Genomic DNA, 19,051 nt, shown 5'->3' with positions numbered 1-19,051 from the left:
CGCATTGTGAGCCTTTAACAATGCAAATGTCTTGCTACAAGTACATGGTGTTAGGGGGAGCCATGTACTCGCTGCAAAACGTATTTGTAGAAAGCCCTACACTTACTACAAATTCTTTATGCTGGTATTGCATTTGTCGCGCCAAGATTGACCATCCAGCATGTGTTTACTTCCCCCTGTCCTTCCAAGCTCGACAGTTTCGCGATAAGCAGCGATTCTAAATCGAACTGAATGGTATGGTCGGACAGCATTTGGGTAACAGATTCCAATAAGTCGTCTTGCTGCGCCAGGTTAAAATGAGTGGGTATCACGCCACGCAGTAAGGTCATCTTCCCTAACACCTTTTCATTAGAAGATAGCCCCCATACTTGTGCATCACTCTGGCAACGGGACATAAGTCTTGGCGTTTGACCGTCGCTCGTTAAAATGGCGACGCCCAGTTTTCTGTTTGCTTTTGTCGCTGAGATGATGGATGAAATGGCAAAACTTTTGTTTGGGTTATCGCACAAGGAATCAAGTTCATCCCAGTGCTCTTGCGAAGAACCGGAGTCAAACTCTACACCCACTGTAATCCGAACCATCGCTTCAATCGACTCAACAGGGTATTTCCCAGCCGCAGATTCTGCAGAGAGCATAACGGCGTCGCTCCCATCTAAGATGGCATTGGCAACATCGAGCACTTCAGCACGCGTGGGTAATGGGTTCTCAATCATAGATTCCATCATTTGCGTTGCAGTAATTACCGGTTTGCCCGCCAGCCTTGCTCGTTTGATTAGGCGCTTTTGAATCGTCGGTAACCGCCCATCGCCAATTTCTACCCCTAAGTCGCCCCTTGCCACCATGATGGCATCGGAAGCGGCGATAATGTCGTCCATGCTTTCATTACTTGCGACTGTTTCTGCGCGCTCGATTTTTGCAACGACATCAGCTTGGGAGCCAGCTTTTCTGATCAATGAGCGAGCGTAATCGATATCTGCGCCGTTTCTTGGAAAAGAAATCGCAATGAAATCTGCTTGAATAGCAGCCGCAATATCAATATCGGCAATGTCCTTATCAGTTAATGCAGGAGCAGAAAGACCACCGCCCAGAAGGTTGATGCCTTTACGATCTGACAAAACGCCAGAATTCTGCACTTCGGTTTTTACCCAAGAACGATTTGGATCAAGCTCCTGCACTTTTAACTGAATGCGACCGTCATCAAGCAACAAAATATTCCCTGTCTCGAGATCTCGGATTAGATCCGGATAATCCAGACCAACCCGCTCAGCGTTGCCTTGCTGGTCACCTAATGACGCATCCAAGAAAAATGTCTGTCCCTGCACCAAATGGACCTTTGAATCTGAAAAGGTCGAAATTCGAATCTTAGGTCCCTGCAAGTCGGCAAGCACTCCAACGGTTTTCCCTTTTTGCCTGGCGAGCTTTCTTACTAGATTAGCTTTTTCAATATGTTCCTGAGCCGTACCATGAGAAAAGTTAAGACGAACAACGTTTACGCCCGCATCCAGCATTTTCGATAGAACACCTTCATCCTGACTGGCGGGACCAAGTGTTGCGACGATTTTTGTTTTACACATCTTTGAGTTCCTGTAACCGAATAATCTAAAAGAGAAATAAAATGAGTCAGCTGGGAGTCTCCTCCCAGCTTTGGTTGATTAGTCGATATCAGTGACTTTTTTCGCGTTCCACACCGTCAGCGCAAGCAGCAGCGACACAACGCCAGCCGCAAGCCAGAAGTACTGTGCCTGGCTGAAGTCATAGGTTTTCACACCATCAATCTCTTCGATTTTAATCAGAGACGCCGAAACCACTTCCTGACCAGATGCTGCAATGTAAGAGAACAATCCAATGAATCCCTTAACCGCACCGACCGCGTTTTTAGGCATAAGATCGCAAGCAGTAAGACCTGCAAGGAACACAACAAGACCACCAATTGCAAAACCGATAAGACCCAATGCGACGGCATCAATGAAACGGTTATCTGGTCCGAAGAACATCAAGCACATGCCTGCGATGTTGGCAATCCCGTATAGCAAAGTAGGAATATGGCGGTTTGCGTTAAACAGCTTATCCGAAACGATGCCAGATAGAATGGCTCCCGCCAGACCGGCGATTGGATAGGTAGACATTGCAAAACCTGCGTCAATCAGTGAATAGCCTTTGCTTTCCTGAAGATAGAGAACCGCCCATGAAGACATTGCGTAGCGCGATATGTACATCGCCGCACACGCTGCTGCAATCAGCCACACCGTTGGTTGTTTCAGAATGAAAAGCTGAGCGCGGCGTGTTTCAGTCGGGTCGTTCTGCTTTTTGATTTCTGGTTCTTCATCAAATGCCGTTGCGGCATCCGGCAAACCGTAAGTCTGAGGACGGTCTTTCAGTGCCAGGAACATACACAGTGCGGCGGCAATGGCTGCGATACCTGCACCGATGAATCCGGCTCTCCAACCCAGATAGCTCACCAGCGTTGCCGTTAGGATCCAGGTAATACCTTCACCTATGTTACGAGAGCCTCCCCACACGGAGTAGCGGCTGCCTCGTTGTTTTGGCGAGAACCACTGGAACAAAGAAACACACGAAGGTGCAGACCCTACAGACTGGAACCATCCGTTTAAGCCCCAAAGTAAAACAAAGAAAAAGGCGGTGGTGTTGAGCCCCATAACAATGGCGGTTAAACCAGAAAGAAGTAAAGAGAACGACATAAATCGTCCAATATTGGCGTAATCGGACAGGAATCCGTTAGAGAACTTACCAATTGCATAAGTGAAGAAGAACGCAGACCCCATGATCCCCAGTTCTTCTATGGATACTATCCCAGCATCGAGCATGGGTTTTTTCACTACGCCTAAGGACATCCTTACAACGTAGAAAACGGCGTAACCAAATACCAGCCCTAGGAATACCTGCCATTGGTAGCGCTTAAAGCGAGATTGCATTGCCTCTTTTGAACCATCCGATAACGGTAAGTCCGGTCGAGTTTTAAAGAAATTAAGCATATTGTGCTCCGTTCAAGTGAGTCGTCGATTTCAGACGAAATTCTGTTGACGGAGCGAATCATCCAAAAACACGGTTTCAAGCTCAAAAATGGCGAATTGAGGCAGTTTTGACTCATTTCGATGATTCGGGCGGGTCAATAATGGGAATTCCGAAGTCGGTAATTCAGTTTTTGCTGATAGAATTCTCAAAGTAAATGCGTCACAAATGACCCATGAAGAAAAGAAAACATTTTTCCAAAAGTTTTCTCATATTTGATTAAACGCACACTTTTAATGGATTTGTGATATGAGAAGTCATTTCCAGATTTTGGCTTGTAAGATTGCTCTTCTGCTTACCTGTATTTCTCCGTTTGGCGTTCATGCTTCAACGGATGAACTGGTGATCCTGACTACATTTTCAAGAGAGCCTTTGATCCCCTTAGTGGAGCAGTTCAGTAAAGAACATAAAAACGCAAAAATTAAGGTAATTCATCGCCCCACAACATCAAGTATGACGTTACTCAGTAAGAGTTATGTTGAAGACATTGATCTTGTCCTTACCTCATCGCCATTGGTGATTTCCAGCTTGGCTAAGCAGGGAAAACTGGCGAATGTGCCGGATGAAATGCGTGCGCCAGAAGTGCTCAAACCTTACATCTTGCCTAGTTCAGACTCAGTCGTCACTATCGGATATTCAGGGGCGGGTGTTGTCTGGAACAGCGACTATTTAAACAGCCATCAGTTACCCCAGCCTCAGGGGTTTCTCAGCCTCGCAGATCCTGCCTATTTTGGCCACGTTACGATGAGCACACCTTCCCGCTCAGGAACAACTCAGCTCATGATCGAAAGCACCTTGGAACACTACGGCTGGAACAAAGGCTGGACTGTAATCAACAACATTGGTGCGAATTTAGGAACTCTGTCGTCACGCAGCTTTGGTGTCAGTGATGCCATTGCCAGCGGAAGTTTAGGTCTGGGACCGACCATAGACAGTTATGCGAAAATCCTGATGCGCAAGCTGGATTATGTTGGTTTTGTTCACGACACCAGACTCACCTTAATGCCTACCTATATTGGTCTGGTAAAAAGAGAGTCTCAGGATGCTTACTTAACCTCATTTGTTGAGCGTTTGCTTTCCCCAAACGTTCAGGCTTCTATTCAGGAAAATGCCTTTGCAAAGTATTCCGTTTTGAATACGGAGTTACTTTCTAACGATCACGTTCAACTCAATCTGGATACGATCAGCTCCCGTGAAGAAGGGGTAAAACTTCTCTTTGATATTACGGTAACCAAGCAGCTCCCTGCCCTGCAAGATGCGTGGTTAAGAGTTATTAGCGCACGGGAAAAGTACTATCTCGATACCACCGCGCTTCACGAGCTGGATTCAATTGAAAGCCTGCTCTTTGCTCCACCAGTGTCCCTTGAGATGTTTAGCCAGCAAATGGATAACATTTTCAATACAGGAAAAAGTAACGCGGAAATCAGTGCATTGCTCGCTCAATGGCAGCACAACATCAGGGTGATTAGAGAAGATACGCTGGAGATCGTCGCAGACAGGATACGGATGCTTTCAGGGGGCTTGAAATGAAGCTTCGCTCCCACACCATCGGCACTAAGTTACTTCTGGCGTTTTCAGCATCAACTGGTTTAATTGCGGTTGTAATGGCGGTTTCTTGGGGAACCTGGAGCCTGCTTGATAAACAGGTTGGCGATTTACTGAAAGATAATGTTCCTAAGTACAACGCAAGCTACCAAGTGGAAAGCAGCAGTTCTCAAATTCGAAGTGCCATTGATTATGCCCCTCAAATTGAAAGCAAATCGATTCTTGAAGACTACATGCAGTCTCTCCAATCTGAGCTTACAACCATTGAATCCATTCTGGCGACTCTGACACGCAATGGCGAAACCGACTCCCTTCTTGCGGGGTATCAGGTCTTGTCTCAACAAATCCAAACGTTTGGTGAAATGCTTCTTGAACACATCGATAAGGAAAGGACGCTTTCCTTGCTCAACGGAGAAATCCGGTGGATCCATCAGGATATTGGTTCAGAGTTACGCCCATTACGTCAGGAAATTGAGTGGCAACTCGAAAAAGAAAAGCGTCAGAATCTGGTTGAAAAGCTTTTGGCAAATATGCGCGTGATTCACAGTATTAATGACCAGGAACAGGCCTTGTATGAACTATTACTGGATGTGTCGAATTCTGCCCATGTGAGTCAGGTGGATAATGGCATGAAAGTCGTTCAATACCGTTTGGGTGATTTAGAGAATGTCAGCACAGCACTTTACCTGCTTCCCTCGGCGATTTCGTATCAGCAGCTAATTGAAACTATGAGTGAATTGCTCCGGTTTGATGGTGAATTCCACTCAGCGGTGAAGACCTTTGTGACATCGAAAAACAGAATTCAGAAGCAGCAAGAGATGATTCTGACTCAACTTGATTTACTTCACCGTAACGTTGCCTCACTGGCTTCGACTGCCGACGCTGAATTTGCTCAGGTCAAACTGGATACTGCTCAGCTCGTTTCTAGCGGAAATCGGGTACTGGTTATCTGTTTTAGCTTATCAATCGTGGTCAGCTTGCTGCTTACTTATTACTTTGTTAATCGCCGAATTGTTTCCAGGTTAATTGCGTTAAGCGAAACGTTAGACGCCATGACAGAAAACCAAAGTGATATCGCCTTCCCTGTCGATGGTAAAGACGAAATAGCCAGAGTCAGCCACAAGCTGAAGCAGTATTATCAGGCGATGTGCGAAATGGAGAAAACCAACGCACTAAACTTAATCAATAACGCTCATTCCAGCCTGATCACATGTGATATGTCGGGCACGATTGAGTCTGCGAATCTCAGTGCCAGATCCTTATTTAATCTGTCTGACAACGCTCTAAACAGCAAGTTGTGGATCTGGGTGTCAGTGGAAGAACAAAGTTTAATGAAACGTGTGTTTGCAAGAGATTCATCTCTTATCTCCAAAGGAGAATCTTGCATCACTTTGTGTTTTAACCGAGCAGATAGCATTTGTTATCTCCAGTTTTACTTCAGTGTCTACAAACAATCTGGGGTTCCTAAAGTGATGGTGACGGTAACGGATATCACTGAACAGACTCAGGCCAATCTTATTCTGGAAGAACGAGTGACAGAAAAGACGCGTGATTTAGTGATGGCTAACTTGGAGTTACAGGCTGAAGTGGAAGAAAGACGAAAAGCTGAAACTCACCTCAAAGAAACACAATCTGAACTTATTCAAGCCGCAAAAATGGCAGTTGTCGGTCAGACTATGTCTTCTATGGCCCATGAACTGAACCAGCCGCTTTCCGCGATAAATACGTATCTGTTTAGTGCCAAGATGGCTCTGGATTCGAATAATGACAAAGAAGTGGAAAGCAGTATTGAGCAGATCAAAGCGATGACGGAGCGAATGAGTAAAATCATCAATAGCCTGCGCCATTTTGCCAAGAAGCAACCGAAGGACACATCGTTAGAATACGTTGGTATTCTCGACGCGATTCAACGTGCAGGTGTATTGGTTGAAACCCGACTAAGGAAAATACAGTGTCGTCTGACGTGGCACGTGTCCGAAAGCGAGAAAGTATGGGCAGAGAGCGTCGGGCTTGAACAAGTGTTAGTTAACCTATTGGTGAACAGTTTGGATGCGGTTGCCGAAGTAGACCACAGAGAAATTGAGATTTTCACCCAACGCGAAACTGACGGAATCACTCGATTGTGTATCTCTGATTCGGGAATGGGATTCTCTCATTCTGTGATAAACCAGATCTTTACCCCTTTCACGACAACGAAAGAAGTCGGTTTAGGTCTCGGGCTTAATATTTGCCGTTCCATCGTTAAACAGTTTAATGGTGATATTCTTCTTGCTTCGTCCCTTTCTGGCGGGGCGTGTGTTGTGTTGGAGCTTCCGAATGATCCTCAATAAATTCTCGGTTCTGATGGTCGATGACGACCAAGATGTACTGGATTCTTACGCCCATCTGATGTCTATTGCCAATTTACCTGCCAAGTGCGAGTCAGACTCCACCAAAGTGTGTCAGTACATTGATGCAAACTGGGCAGGCGTTGTCATTGTCGACATGTACATGCCCAAGCTCAATGGCATGGAATTGCTTACAAAGATAAAAGCTATCGACCCTGATATACCAGTAATTGTGATCACGGGACATGGGGATATTCCCATGGCAGTAGACGCCGTGAAAAAAGGCGCCAGTGACTTTCTCGAAAAGCCGATCGACCCCCCTGCACTGCTCGAATTGATCCATAAGCAGCTAAACATTCGAAAAGCGTTTATCGAGCAAAAGCAAAACATCGCTGAATCAGTTAGGAAGGAAGTCATTGGACAGTCCCCGCAAATGGTCATCATCAAAGATCATATCGCTCAGCTGTCATTGCTAAAGAGCCATTTGGTTATCAGTGGAGAATCCGGTTGTGGTCGACGAAGCCTGGCTCATCTGGTTCATCAATTGAGTTCGAGCTCAGATGGCACGTACGTGCAGGCTCAGGGAAATTTGATTGACTCTAAAGAAGACATCGACAGCTTATTAGGGAGAAGCTGCAGCGGTACGCTGGTAGTGACCAATATCCATGAATCGCCAGTTTCTGCGCAACAATATTTAACACAGGAACTGTTAAAACAGGAGCGAACCGCGTGCAGCAAAACCAGACTCATCGGCATTTTCAATGAAGATCCCGAGCAATGGATACGCGATGAAAAACTGCATCCGGAACTCTATTATCTTCTTAGCCAGGGAAAGATAGACGTACCACCGCTTAGAAAGCGCCCAGACGATATCGCCATTTTGTTTCACTATTTCTTAAAGCAGAGCTGCAATAAGCTGGGCAAACCACTTCCTACCATTGATAATCATTATCTCAATACACTTAGGAATCATCATTGGTCTGGCAATGTTCGGGAACTGAAGAATGTGGCTGAACTTTACGCTATCGGCATCATCAAGTTAACCGGGCAAGACCGACTTGCGCACCATGATGTGTTGCAAACACCGCTGGATGACTTGATTGACGACTATGAAAAACAAGTGATTGAAGATGCGCTTTTTCTGTTCTCTGGCAAAGTGACAGAAGCTGCCAATCATCTACAGGTGCCTCGTAAAAAACTCTACCTTAGAATGAAAAAGCATGGGATAGAAAAAGATAAGTTTAAAAGTCGCAGCTGAGGTTTGATAAAATACTCAAAAAATAAGGAGTAACTATGTCTAGCTTCAATTCTCGTTGCCCGTCTTGCCAAGGGGTAAACCGAGTTCCACTGGAACGTGTGTCGGATGCGGCAACTTGTGGCAAATGTAAATCTCATCTTTTTGATGGTGCACCCATTGAAGGTACAGAGCAAAATATTGATGCCCTACTACAAAGTGACCAGCCCGTGGTAGTCGATTTCTGGGCGCCTTGGTGTAACCCTTGCGTTGGCTTTGCACCTGTGTTTTCCGACGTGGCACAGGAAAGAAAAGGCAATGTGAGATTTGTTAAAATTGATACGGAAGCTCAGCAGAACCTTGGGGCTAAATACCAGATAAGAAGTATCCCGACAGTGATGGTTTTCAAAGGTGGCAAAAGAGTCGATGTTATCAACGGTGCTCTTCCTAAATCCCAGTTTGATCAATGGCTAAACCAGGCACTGTTTAAATAAAATTCATCTTTAAGGTCAAATGAATTCCCGTTATTTGACCTTTTTTCTTTCTAAAATCTCTCCTTTTCTTCGACAAATATTTTCTATCGTCTGAACTAAAATTATTCGTTTTACTCAGCGTCAATCCGACCCCATAGTCGCGTCTCCAAATTCACTTACATTAGGAGATTCCGGCATTGGAAAATACACCAACTGCACCACTCAAAATCTTTGCACCGGTGGTTGCGCTTTCCCTATTTGCAGTCGCTTCTGGCTACTTGATGAGCATCATTCCATTGATGTTGAGCGAGTACGGTATGAGCAATGAAATTGCAAGTTGGATGGCGAGCAGTTTTTATGCCGGGCTTCTAATTGGCGCCATATCAATAGAGCCACTCGTGGCTAAAACGGGTCACAAATACGGATTTGTTGCCTGTTTAGCAATATTTGCCGTCACCATTGGGATCATGCCCCTTTTTGCGAATGCAGAAGTATGGATTTTTGCGCGATTAGTGGCCGGTATGGCTGTAGCTGGCGTGTTTGTCATCGTCGAATCGTGGTTACTGGCAGGTAGCGCGTCAGGGCGAGCTAAGCGTCTGGGCATTTACATGACGTCACTTTACGGCGGTTCTTCTCTTGGGCAACTGGGTATCAGCGTATTTGGCGTAACAGGACTCATTCCCTTTATCGCTATTCTGTCTCTGGTTTTCATGGCTATGGGAGCCTTGGTGTTGCTTCGCTCTACTCAACCTACGTGCGGACAACACGGCAGCATGTCAATGCGCCAGATTTTGTTATTGAGTAAACCCGCGATCGTTGGATGCGTAGTTTCCGGGCTTGTATTGGGAGCGATTTACGGATTGATGCCACTTGAGTTAACCACTCGTGACGTTGAGCTAAACCATGTTGGCAGTTTGATGGCGTTGGTGATTTTAGGTGGAATGGTAGTACAACCTATTGCTTCTTGGCTGTTAAAGTACGCGGGCAGAACTTTGTTACTTGCACTATTCAGTTTCATTGGTGCCGGTGCAATTGCTCTGCTGGCACTGTTTGAGTCTGATCTCGTGATGGCGTCATCTTTGTTTGTACTGGGGATGGCAAGTTTCGCCTTATACCCTATTGCAATCAACCTAGGGTGCGACAATCTGGCAGAGAACCATATTGTTTCTGCCACTCAGGTGATGTTGTTTAGCTACAGCGTTGGTTCCGTATTTGGTCCTGTCGTCGCCGATCTGTTTTTGGGAAGCGGCGAAGGATTGATGGGCTACTTGTTTATCACTTTGCTGGCAACCAGCTTATACATGCTGGTCGTAAGTGTCAGGCACAAGCCTACCTTGGTTGCGGGCGAGTAAACGGCTTCGTTCGTTGTATTCACATTCATATCGCTGTATTCTGCGCGTCATTGAGCGAAGTGGAATACAGCAATGAACCGAAAAAAGAAAATCAACGAGATTCTGAAAAAGAAGCAAAAAAAGAAAAACGCGAAGCTTCATAAAAGCAACAAACCTAAATACATCTCTAAAGCAGACAGAGCCAAAATGGAAGCAGAACAGGCTTCTACTGAAGAGTCAGGAGTTGAAACGTCAACTCCTTCTGATTCCTAAGCTATGCATTGAATGAAGCGCTACTTGTTAGCGCTTTTCTTTTTGAACAAGTTTCACTCGTGCCTCGATGACCTCGCCGTTTACCGCAAACTCTGAATGATCATTGGTGTTCAGGTTCACAACGACTTCATGTTCCCCGACTGGAAAGTCTGAAAGATAAAAGTGTTTACCATACAACCGGGTAATCTTCTCACCGTTAACATAAAGATGCGCATGTCCCTGGTTTGGCTGGTTACTTTGATTTACCTTTTCAGGAGTAAATTCAAAGTTGCTTGTATGCAGGATCAAGTTCCAACCGGATTTGGTATCTTTGAGTAGCTCAAGCTCTATTTTTGGCGCGACTGATTGTGCTACCTCATATCTTTTATGACTCATCGAATGATCATGCGTGTAATGAGAGCTGTGATCTTCTTCCTCAATTTCTGAAACATTAACGAATGGAGCAATCCATATCCCGACAAAGACAAAAAATAGTGCCCAGTAAATGGAGTATGGAAATTTAAAGTCGAGTATCATCCAACGCACCCTCGGCTACAGTTTTTTCAGATTGGCGAAACAAAGACGTGATTTTTAAACGCTGCCCGTAGCCAAAGAACATAAGAACCAGAGCGGATGCGATAATTGGCATATGACCGATTAGCTCCATTAATGCGGCGTCTTTATTGTTCTGAACGAGAAATGTTACGTTGGAAAGGAACATGAAGCTGGAAATAACCAGAACATTTAGTCGTGTGGTTGTTCCCAAAATCAGAATGGTTCCGAACACCACTTCCATAACGCCAGCGGACAGCACTAGCAGCCGATCTGAGTAAAATTCAAACCCTAAGTTCTCCATAAAGTTCCATTGATACATCTCGATAAACGCTTCCCCGTATAGCGCTCCGGTTAATTTTTCGGATACACCGAGAGTAATCAACGCGACCCCAGTGAAAATACGCAGTGAAGCTACCGAGTAAGGTTTGTATTTTTCCTGAAGTTCTGGCTTGGAAAAACTGTTGAACATGAGGAACAAAGCGATGCCCAGAATATTGCAATATTCCAATGTCTCGACGAATCCGTATTGTGCAATGGCACCCATGAACAACAAGATAATTAAGATCGAAGCATGGAAAATCAGCCGGTTACTGATGAGCATGATTCCAATGGTCGCTTGAAAGAACACCAGGAAGGTTCCGAAGTGCCCATACGCGTCATAATGCGGGGCGATGATTGAGCCATCATAAGCGGTAAGCAGTAATGCCATTCCGGTGAATATTCTGAGAATTTCAATTACGTCTTTGCGGGCTTTCGCATCAATGATCGGAATCGTTGGCAATCTAGGGTCAAGAAATATGGAAGCACAGACAAGGAATATAGCGATGACGATCCATACCATAACTTCGATATCTGTGAATGAGTATGGCTGGAAGTTTTGTACTGCTGCGTTTTCTGTATCGACAAACCACTTAACGTGCGCTGAGCTTTCAAGGCTAAATAGAAAGAGTGGAAACAACAGAAATACTGCGAGAAAAGGCTTAATCGTTTTTTGCATAGCTCGCCCCTAATTTAATATGAAATCTAAACTTACTCATAAAGTTAGATGTTTTTTCCAATATTAAATTTAGGAAGCTTTTGAGCTTTTACAAGATTATCAAAGCGAGTCTGCTTTTATCCCACGTATTGTCGGGCATACTCGCTGAGCTGCAGTTAAAATCTTAAAGGAGAAGTTCTCCCTCGATGGGTACGTATTGGCTGGCGCTGTTAGCCAGGGACAGAGCAGTAAGCGCTTCGACTCCGTATACTTCGACTCTCTTTCCGTATTTCTCACGAATTCTGTTTACCAGCACTTCGAAATCACCATCACCAGAAACCAGAACTAATGTGTCTATCTCAGGTGCGATTTCAATCGCATCAATGGCAATACCAACGTCCCAATCACCTTTAGTGCTGCCGTCCATTCGTTGAATAAATGGCTTCAGAATCACATTAAAACCAATGCCACGTAGAATATGGTGGAACTGTCGTTGTTTCTCCTGCGTACTCGAAATCGCATAGGCGTTAGCGTAAACCACTTCGCGATTTTTGGTCACTTTCCGCCAAAAAACGTTGTAATCAAAATTCTTCTGAAATGTCTCGCGCGTTGTGTAGTACACGTTTTGAACGTCGACCAATATAGCAATTCTTTCCACAATCAAACCTTTAATGGAGTTAAGCGCGTACAAGCATACAGAAATAACCAGAAATCTCGACTTTAATACCACTTATTTGCTCTTTATTTCCGTAAGAAGACCATACTTACCCTATTCCATATGCCTGAATTGGTCATCTAGAAGGCATGGAATCTAACCGAAACGGAGGGGCAATATGTGTCGACTACCTCTTCTTGCATTGATTGCGTTCAGTGCATCCGTCGCTTCTTATCCGGCTTACGAGCCAAGCTGGACCCACAGAAGCATCTTGTATTTCGCCCCTTCGGAGGATGAATACGTTCGTCAGTTTCTGTATGAAACCCTGACCAACGAATGTGCATTAAAAGAACGTGACGTGGTCACATTGGTAATGACCCACGACGGATTTACAGAACCTTCGTGGCTTAAACTGGAATTCGATGTGGCAAAACTCGCGAAAATTTACCGGATAGACGAAGAAGAACATACTGCAATTCTTATCGGTAAAGATGGTGAAGAGAAGTATCGCTGGGGCAAAGAGACGGACTGGTCTTTCATCAATGAGCTGATCGACTCAATGCCTATGAGACAGAGAGAAATGAGGCTGCAAAGCAGCCCTTGCAGCATTTAGGGAATTAATCACGCAGGACATGCCATGCTTCGCATAAGGTGCGAAAACGTTCTGCGTTTCCACCGTCTCTATCCGGATGCCACTTGAGTGCCATACGTCGCCACTGTTTTCTGATTTCGGGGTATGTTGCATTTTCATCCAACTCAAACAGTCCCAGTGCTTTCTGACGTGTCATGTCACCATTACCTGAACCAACAAAGTTTCTATAGCGTGTCCAGAATTCGTCAAGAAGCCTTTTTACTTCGCCACTTTCGGCTTCGTAGTTGCTCCAGTCTGTGTAGTAGTCTCGCAATGGATCTTCGACGTCTATTTCGTGCCCTCTCGCCTCAATCTCGTTCATTAGCTGGATATCCATCGCCTGAACCTGTACCCAAGATTCTGGATACAGAGTGTCCTGAAGCTGGTATAAAGCGTTCATCATAAGAAAGTTACGCTTAAACAAGTCTTTCTCTGGGGATGAATCAAGAAACGGAATAATTCCAAGCTCAGACAGATGGGAAGCTAAGGTATGCACTTTCCAGCCCTGATGCTGTTTTTTCAGAACTTCCAAAATCGGCCATACTAGCGGGTTTTCCATATGCGGGTCATGGCTATGGATAAGATCGTTGTTCGACATAAGCACTCTTCGTTGGATCTACTACTTACATTCAAAGCTATAGATGAGAATTTGTCATTCCTGATACGTTAACGGATATCACAGATTTTAATTTGTATACAGCTCAATATTATGGTACTGGTTTCTTTTGAATTTGAATCAAAGACTTACACCAGACTCTTACCTATGCTTATCTCTCCTGATGTTGCACATGAATACGCATTTATCGATTTTTACAACGATATTCAAACTCACGATCCTCTTGGTTGCGATTTCTATAGCGAAGGCATTGAAGACTTCCAAGCTTACATAAAATCCTTACTTGATGAAGAGCAAGGTATAAATTTGAAACCGGGCTATGTGCCCTGTTCCCATCGATGGTACTTAGATGAAAAAAGTAACATTGTCGGTACGCTCCGTATTCGTCATCGGTTAGACAGTGAGTTTCACAAACAGGAACTTGGTCATATTGGATTTGATATTGCGCCTTCCTACAGAGGAATGGGTTACGCAGTTAAAATGCTATTAAGCGGGTTGGATGTAGCCAGACAGCTTGGGATTTCTGAAGTTTTAGTCACAACCAGTGAAGACAATAAAGCGTCACAAAGCGTGATCAAAAAGAGTGGCGGGATGTTCGAGTCTAAAATCTTCTCTCCGGTATTTAATGACGTGGTGGAGAGATATTGGATAAAGACCAGCGAATTCGCTGGTCTTTAAATGGGTTGCTTAGATAACACCAAGCTCGCGCAGGCGTTCTGTTAAGTAACTGCCGGCAGTGTGTCTTTCAGACAAAACAACTTCTGGTTTAGGATGCAAAAACAGAGGCAGAGAAATACGCGAATGAGTTTGTTGTTCACCCGTCGGGTTAATCACTCGATGCGTCGTCGATGGAAAGTAGCCGCCTGACGCTTCTTGCAGCATGTCGCCAATGTTGATGATCAAATTACCGAAATCACACGGCACATCTAACCAGTTGCCATCTTTACCGAGAACCTGAAGGCCAGGCTCATTAGCGGCTGGTAGAACTGTTAGCAGGTTGATGTCTTCGTGAGCAGCTGCGCGAATTGCACCAGGTTCTTCGCTTCCTGTCATTGGTGGATAATGGAGCACGCGAAGCAGAGTCTGTTCGCTTCCGTTGATCATTTCTGAAAGCGCGATTGAGAACTTTTCCTGTACGTCTTGCGGAGCATGTTCTTCAACCCAGCCTAATAATTCCTGCGCAAAGGCATTCGCTTGCTGGTAGTAATCCAGGATTTGATCTTTCAAAGAAGGCGGTATTTGCCCCCATGGGTAAACGTGAAAGTACTCTTTGATGTCTTTCACCGTATGCCCTTTCGCCACTTCTGAAACACTAGGTGGAAAATAGCCGTCCTGTGTCTCTACGTTGAATTGATACTGCTCTTTTTCTTCTGATGTGAAGAACTTGTACCAGTTCTCGTAGATGGATTCTACGAGCTCTTTTTGAATGGGATGATTGCTTAAAACACCAAAGCCCGTTTCGCGTAGTGACTTTACGAATTGCTCCGCAGCATCTGGAGAGCGGTAGTCTACAGTTTCTAATTTCATGACTGTCTTTTCTTTGTTATTGAAAGGTTAAAATTGTAGACAGATGCGTGATTCAAGACAAATATTTGAATATATACTCTACATTGTTTAGTTAATAAATTTGATTGGGATCTCCTTTCCCACACTTAACGCCACTCAAATTTTTGAAACATCATGTGGTAGATACAAAAAAAGCAGCCTGAGTCAGGCTGCTTCATTGATATCTACTTGTTACGGCTACGACTTCGGATCGATGGCTTCTTGCAGACCGTCACCTAAGAAGTTGATGGTGATTACGGTAAACAGAACCATGATTCCCGGGTAAACCGCTGCCATTGGGTAGCTCCACATCGCTTCACGAGCGTTTTGTAGCATGTTACCCCATGATGGTGTTGGTGGATTGATACCAAAACCAAGGAAGCTCAGTGCACTTTCCGTCAGAATTGCACCACCGATACCCAACGTGGTTGCTGTGATAACTGGCGCAATGACATTAGGTACGATATGACGAGTCATTACAAACCAGTGGCTGGCACCATAACCAATTGCTGCCTGAACGTATTCACGGTGCTTAACGGAAAGCGTGTTTGAACGAACAAGACGAGCGGCAAATGGCCAGCCCAAAAGTGAAAGTACAACAACCAAGCGGTAGATACTGAAGCTGTCTGAACGTACTAACTCTTCAGAAAAACCCAATTTAGTCATATCGATACTTTGAATCAGGATTAAAAGCATAATGCCTGGCAAGCTGATGATGAAGTCAGCTGCACGCATGATGAATGCGTCGACTTTTCCGCCATGGTAGCCTGCAACCACACCTAGGATGGTGCCAATAACGGAAGTTGCAATGGCTGCCATAAATGCAAAGGTTAGCGATACCTGACCACCAAGAAGTAATCGAGTGAAAATATCGCGACCCAATTCGTCAGTACCCAGAATATTGTCTTCATCCGGCACTTCGAAGCGGCTGAATAGATCATCAGCATACGGATCAACACCTAACCACCCTGCAATCGAGTTTGCGCTGAAACAGACGACCGTCAGAGCAGCTAAGAAGAACAGCGAAACCATCGCCAATTTATGGCGGTACAAACGCTGACCGACCTGAACCCAAGGGTTTTGACTTCGTTTAGCAACGTAACTCATTTGTTACCCCCTTTGGTAAGATCAATGCGTGGGTCGACTTTTGAATACAAGATGTCGGCAATAAAGTTCATCACCAAGATCGCAGTGGTTGCGACCATAAAGCACAGCATAGCCACGTTGTAGTCACTGCCATTGATGGAATCAACGGTAAGCTTACCGATTCCCGGCCAGCTAAAGATGGTTTCAGTCAGTACAGCACCACTCATTAGAGCTGCAACATCCATTGCCAATACGGTGATCATTGGCAGCATGCCGTTTTTAATACAGTGCTTGAAAAGAACACGTGTGGATGAAGCACCTTTTGCTTTAGCTGTACGTACGAAATCTTGTCTGAACACTTCCAGCATACTGGAGCGCATGAAACGTGAAATCGACGCGATACTCAGCAAAGTCAGGCTGAGAATTGGAAGAACCATGTATTGAAGTTTTTCCAAGCCTTCAGCACCATCTGCTTCACCCGTTCCCCCTGCAGGGAAGATTGGGTAAACCACAGAGAAGATCATGATCAGCATAAGTGCTAACCACGCTGCTGGAGTCGACAGGAACAGGTAAGTCAAACCACTGATGATGTAGTCAGTTGCCTTGTTTTGTTTAACCGCACAGATAATGCCAAGTGGAAGTGCAATAAGAATTGAAAGTAATGTACCGCTACCGACCAGAACCAATGTGTTCTTCATTGCGTCCCACAAAACGTCAATGGCTGGTTGCGAGAACATACGTGAGTAACCCAGATCACCTTGAAGCGCATCTCCTAGCCATACGAAGTAACGTACATAAACAGGTTTATCCAGACCCTGCTCTGCTTTTAGTCGGGCGATGTCTTCAGAAGTGATGTTCGGGTCGCTCTGAGCCAGCAAATCGATAGGATCGCCGGGCATCAGACCCATAAGGTTGTAAGCTGCAAATGAGGCTAAAAATAGCACCAAAAACATTTGCAGTATCCGTGAAATAAAAAAGCTTTTCATATTAACGTCCGAGCTGTTGTTTCAGCTTCTTAATCTTGCTTGCCATCGTTACGCCGATTTCCTATCCGGTTGATTTCGGCGGCGAGTGTTTCCAATGTCTGGAACTGCGTTAAGCAATTCTTGGCTGTATGGATGCTTAGGACTTTCGAAGAATTCTTCTTTCGTCGCCTGCTCCACAATTTCACCACTCTTCATCACAACCACTTCATGCGCTAAGTGGTAAACCACTGCCATGTCATGACTGATAAAGAAGAAGGCGATGCCATGTTCCTCTTGAAGATCTTTAAACAAGTTGAGGATTTGCGACTGTACAGACACATCCAGAGCGGAAAGTGGCTCATCTGCAATAATGAGCTCTGGTTTGAGCATCAATGCACGTGCGATTGCGATACGCTGACGTTGACCACCGGAAAACTCGTGCGGGTAACGGGTTAATACGTCTTCACGCATACCTACCCACTCCAGTACTTCAAGTGCGCGAGCACGTTGCTTTTCTTTGTTGCCAATGCCGTTCACTTTCATTGGCTCAATCAATGAATCCAGAATGGGCATTCTTGGATTGAGTGCGGAATACGGGTCCTGGAAAACCAGACCAATTCGCTGTCTAAGCGGGCGCTGTGCTCTGGAACTTAGGCGAGAGATCTCTTGCCCAGCAAGGTAGATATCACCAGAATCCGGCACATCTAGCATGCTTACCATACGACCGAGTGTGGATTTTCCTGAACCTGACTCACCTACTACGGCGAGCGTTTTACCCGGTTCGAGTTTTAGAGATACGTTTTTTGTTACGTGCAGGTATTGTGGCTCGCGACCAAACATTGAGCCTGCTTCAAGCACATAACGTTTTTGAAGGTTTTTTACTTCCAAAAGAGCCATCAGGATACGCCTCCTTTGCTAAGTTGACGCTTTTTCGCTACTTCTACATAGTGATCGTAAAGCTCTGGGCAGCGGTCACGGAATGTGTAGTTATCACCGCGTTGATCGAGTGGAGGTACACTACCTGGAATCGCAGGTAAGCGATCGACATTCACACCAACTCTTGGGATGGTATCAAGCAATGCCTGAGTGTAAGGGTGTTGAGGGTTGTCGAAGATTTCATTTACATCTGCCAGTTCAACAACCTGCCCCGCATACATAACCATAACTCGGTCCGAGATTTGGGACACAACGCCCAACGAGTGGCTGATGAATTGAATCGCAGTGCCAGTGGTTTCGCGAAGTTCTTCAAGAAGATCCAAAACCTGCGCCTGAACTGTTACATCAAGTGCAGTTGTTGGTTCGTCGGCAATCAGAACTTTTGGCTTACAAGCCAGCGCCATTGCAATCATTACACGCTGACGCATACCGCCTGACAGTTCATGAGGGAAAGCTTTTGCCCGTTTTTCAGGGTAAGGAATATGAACCTGTTTAAGCATTTCGATTGCACGGTTCATCGCTTCAGCTTTTGAAGCACCTTCATGAATGATGAACATTTCTGCAACTTGTTCACCAACGGTTACTACTGGGTTAAGCGCGGTCATTGGCTCCTGGAAGATCATCCCAATGCCTTCACCACGAATTTGTTGATAGCGCTTTTCTGGCATGCCGACCAGGTTTTCACCTTCGAAGACAATTTCACCAGATAGCTTCAGTTTTTTATCAAGCAAACCCATAACTGATAACGAGGTGAGAGACTTACCACAGCCAGACTCTCCTACGATACCCAGGATTTCACCCGATTTGATTTGATAATTGACATCCTTTACAGCGTAGTGCGGCCCGAGGGCCACACTCATATTGCGAACATCTAGTATTACATCACTCATAGAC

The 19,051-nt window shown here is 45.2% G+C and carries 19 protein-coding genes; 8 read left to right on the top strand and 11 right to left on the bottom strand.

Features of this window, described 5'->3' with window-relative positions; all coding sequences use genetic code 11:
* Positions 1-116: 116 nt before the first annotated feature.
* Together pyk and INR79_RS24170 are read right to left on the bottom strand one after the other, a co-directional pair.
* Positions 117-1,574, bottom strand: coding sequence for a pyruvate kinase (gene pyk, locus INR79_RS24175; RefSeq protein ID WP_223097297.1), 1,458 nt, complete (start codon positions 1,572-1,574; stop codon positions 117-119).
* A 78-nt stretch (positions 1,575-1,652) separates the two neighbouring features.
* Positions 1,653-2,993, bottom strand: a complete 1,341-nt coding sequence (locus tag INR79_RS24170; protein ID WP_022590575.1) for an MFS transporter — start codon at positions 2,991-2,993, stop codon at positions 1,653-1,655.
* A 286-nt stretch (positions 2,994-3,279) separates the two neighbouring features.
* Here INR79_RS24170 and INR79_RS24165 point away from each other — a divergent pair, with 286 nt between their 5' ends.
* The 6 genes from INR79_RS24165 to INR79_RS24140 all read left to right on the top strand — a co-directional run bounded on the left by INR79_RS24165 (position 3,280) and on the right by INR79_RS24140 (position 10,213).
* A complete protein-coding gene (locus INR79_RS24165; RefSeq protein ID WP_223097296.1) occupies positions 3,280-4,560 on the top strand; it encodes an ABC transporter substrate-binding protein in 1,281 nt (426 codons plus the stop codon).
* Positions 4,557-6,905 (top strand): ATP-binding protein, encoded by a 2,349-nt coding sequence (locus INR79_RS24160; RefSeq protein WP_223097295.1) that lies wholly within the window; start codon positions 4,557-4,559, stop codon positions 6,903-6,905. The genes INR79_RS24165 and INR79_RS24160 overlap by 4 nt, the downstream gene beginning before the upstream one ends.
* Entirely contained in the window at positions 6,892-8,160 is a 1,269-nt protein-coding gene (locus INR79_RS24155) for a sigma-54-dependent transcriptional regulator (RefSeq protein ID WP_223097294.1), read from the top strand. The genes INR79_RS24160 and INR79_RS24155 overlap by 14 nt, the downstream gene beginning before the upstream one ends.
* Before the next feature lie 35 nt (positions 8,161-8,195).
* Complete coding sequence (gene trxC / locus INR79_RS24150) at positions 8,196-8,630, top strand: thioredoxin TrxC (RefSeq protein ID WP_022597120.1); 435 nt, start codon at positions 8,196-8,198, stop codon at positions 8,628-8,630.
* Between the two features lie 176 nt (positions 8,631-8,806).
* The gene (locus tag INR79_RS24145; RefSeq protein WP_223097293.1) at positions 8,807-9,961 is read left to right on the top strand and encodes an MFS transporter; all 1,155 of its coding nucleotides are present in this window, start codon (positions 8,807-8,809) and stop codon (positions 9,959-9,961) included.
* Between the two features lie 72 nt (positions 9,962-10,033).
* The gene (locus INR79_RS24140; protein ID WP_022561414.1) at positions 10,034-10,213 is read left to right on the top strand and encodes a DUF2986 domain-containing protein; all 180 of its coding nucleotides are present in this window, start codon (positions 10,034-10,036) and stop codon (positions 10,211-10,213) included.
* Between the two features lie 27 nt (positions 10,214-10,240).
* Here the strand turns inward: INR79_RS24140 and INR79_RS24135 are convergent, their stop codons facing one another.
* From INR79_RS24135 to INR79_RS24125, 3 genes are all read right to left on the bottom strand, one after another.
* On the bottom strand, positions 10,241-10,729 hold the full coding sequence (locus INR79_RS24135; RefSeq protein ID WP_223097292.1) for a hypothetical protein: 489 nt from the start codon (positions 10,727-10,729) through the stop codon (positions 10,241-10,243).
* Positions 10,713-11,744, bottom strand: coding sequence for a DoxX family membrane protein (locus INR79_RS24130; RefSeq protein ID WP_223097291.1), 1,032 nt, complete (start codon positions 11,742-11,744; stop codon positions 10,713-10,715). The genes INR79_RS24135 and INR79_RS24130 overlap by 17 nt, the downstream gene beginning before the upstream one ends.
* Positions 11,745-11,907: 163 nt before the next feature.
* Positions 11,908-12,381, bottom strand: coding sequence for an NYN domain-containing protein (locus INR79_RS24125; RefSeq protein WP_038124227.1), 474 nt, complete (start codon positions 12,379-12,381; stop codon positions 11,908-11,910).
* Positions 12,382-12,556: 175 nt separating this feature from the next.
* Between INR79_RS24125 and INR79_RS24120 the strand changes: the two genes are divergently transcribed.
* Positions 12,557-12,991: a DUF4174 domain-containing protein gene (locus tag INR79_RS24120; RefSeq protein WP_223097290.1), complete on the top strand. Its 435-nt coding sequence runs from the start codon at positions 12,557-12,559 to the stop codon at positions 12,989-12,991.
* 4 nt (positions 12,992-12,995) lie between these two features.
* On the opposite strand, the gene INR79_RS24115 is transcribed toward INR79_RS24120, so the two are convergent.
* Positions 12,996-13,607 (bottom strand): DNA-J related domain-containing protein, encoded by a 612-nt coding sequence (locus tag INR79_RS24115; RefSeq protein WP_004402275.1) that lies wholly within the window; start codon positions 13,605-13,607, stop codon positions 12,996-12,998.
* 165 nt (positions 13,608-13,772) lie between these two features.
* Between INR79_RS24115 and INR79_RS24110 the strand changes: the two genes are divergently transcribed.
* Positions 13,773-14,303 (top strand): GNAT family N-acetyltransferase, encoded by a 531-nt coding sequence (locus INR79_RS24110; RefSeq protein ID WP_262415420.1) that lies wholly within the window; start codon positions 13,773-13,775, stop codon positions 14,301-14,303.
* Between the two features lie 9 nt (positions 14,304-14,312).
* On the opposite strand, the gene INR79_RS24105 is transcribed toward INR79_RS24110, so the two are convergent.
* From INR79_RS24105 to INR79_RS24085, 5 genes are all read right to left on the bottom strand, one after another.
* Positions 14,313-15,152, bottom strand: coding sequence for an isopenicillin N synthase family dioxygenase (locus INR79_RS24105; RefSeq protein ID WP_223097288.1), 840 nt, complete (start codon positions 15,150-15,152; stop codon positions 14,313-14,315).
* A 216-nt stretch (positions 15,153-15,368) separates the two neighbouring features.
* On the bottom strand, positions 15,369-16,277 hold the full coding sequence (locus INR79_RS24100) for an ABC transporter permease (protein WP_022561408.1): 909 nt from the start codon (positions 16,275-16,277) through the stop codon (positions 15,369-15,371).
* Positions 16,274-17,242, bottom strand: coding sequence for an ABC transporter permease (locus INR79_RS24095; protein ID WP_223097287.1), 969 nt, complete (start codon positions 17,240-17,242; stop codon positions 16,274-16,276). The genes INR79_RS24100 and INR79_RS24095 overlap by 4 nt, the downstream gene beginning before the upstream one ends.
* 48 nt (positions 17,243-17,290) lie before the next feature.
* Positions 17,291-18,118: an ATP-binding cassette domain-containing protein gene (locus tag INR79_RS24090; RefSeq protein WP_022561406.1), complete on the bottom strand. Its 828-nt coding sequence runs from the start codon at positions 18,116-18,118 to the stop codon at positions 17,291-17,293.
* A complete protein-coding gene (locus tag INR79_RS24085; protein WP_038122875.1) occupies positions 18,118-19,047 on the bottom strand; it encodes an ABC transporter ATP-binding protein in 930 nt (309 codons plus the stop codon). Before INR79_RS24085 ends, INR79_RS24090 begins: the two co-directional genes overlap by 1 nt.
* Between the last annotated feature and the right edge of the window lie 4 nt (positions 19,048-19,051).

The organism is Vibrio sp. SCSIO 43132 (assembly GCF_019904195.1).
Lineage (GTDB): Bacteria > Pseudomonadota > Gammaproteobacteria > Enterobacterales > Vibrionaceae > Vibrio > Vibrio nigripulchritudo.
Note: the sequence above shows the minus strand (reverse complement) of the source record. Positions and strands in the feature narration are given on the sequence as shown.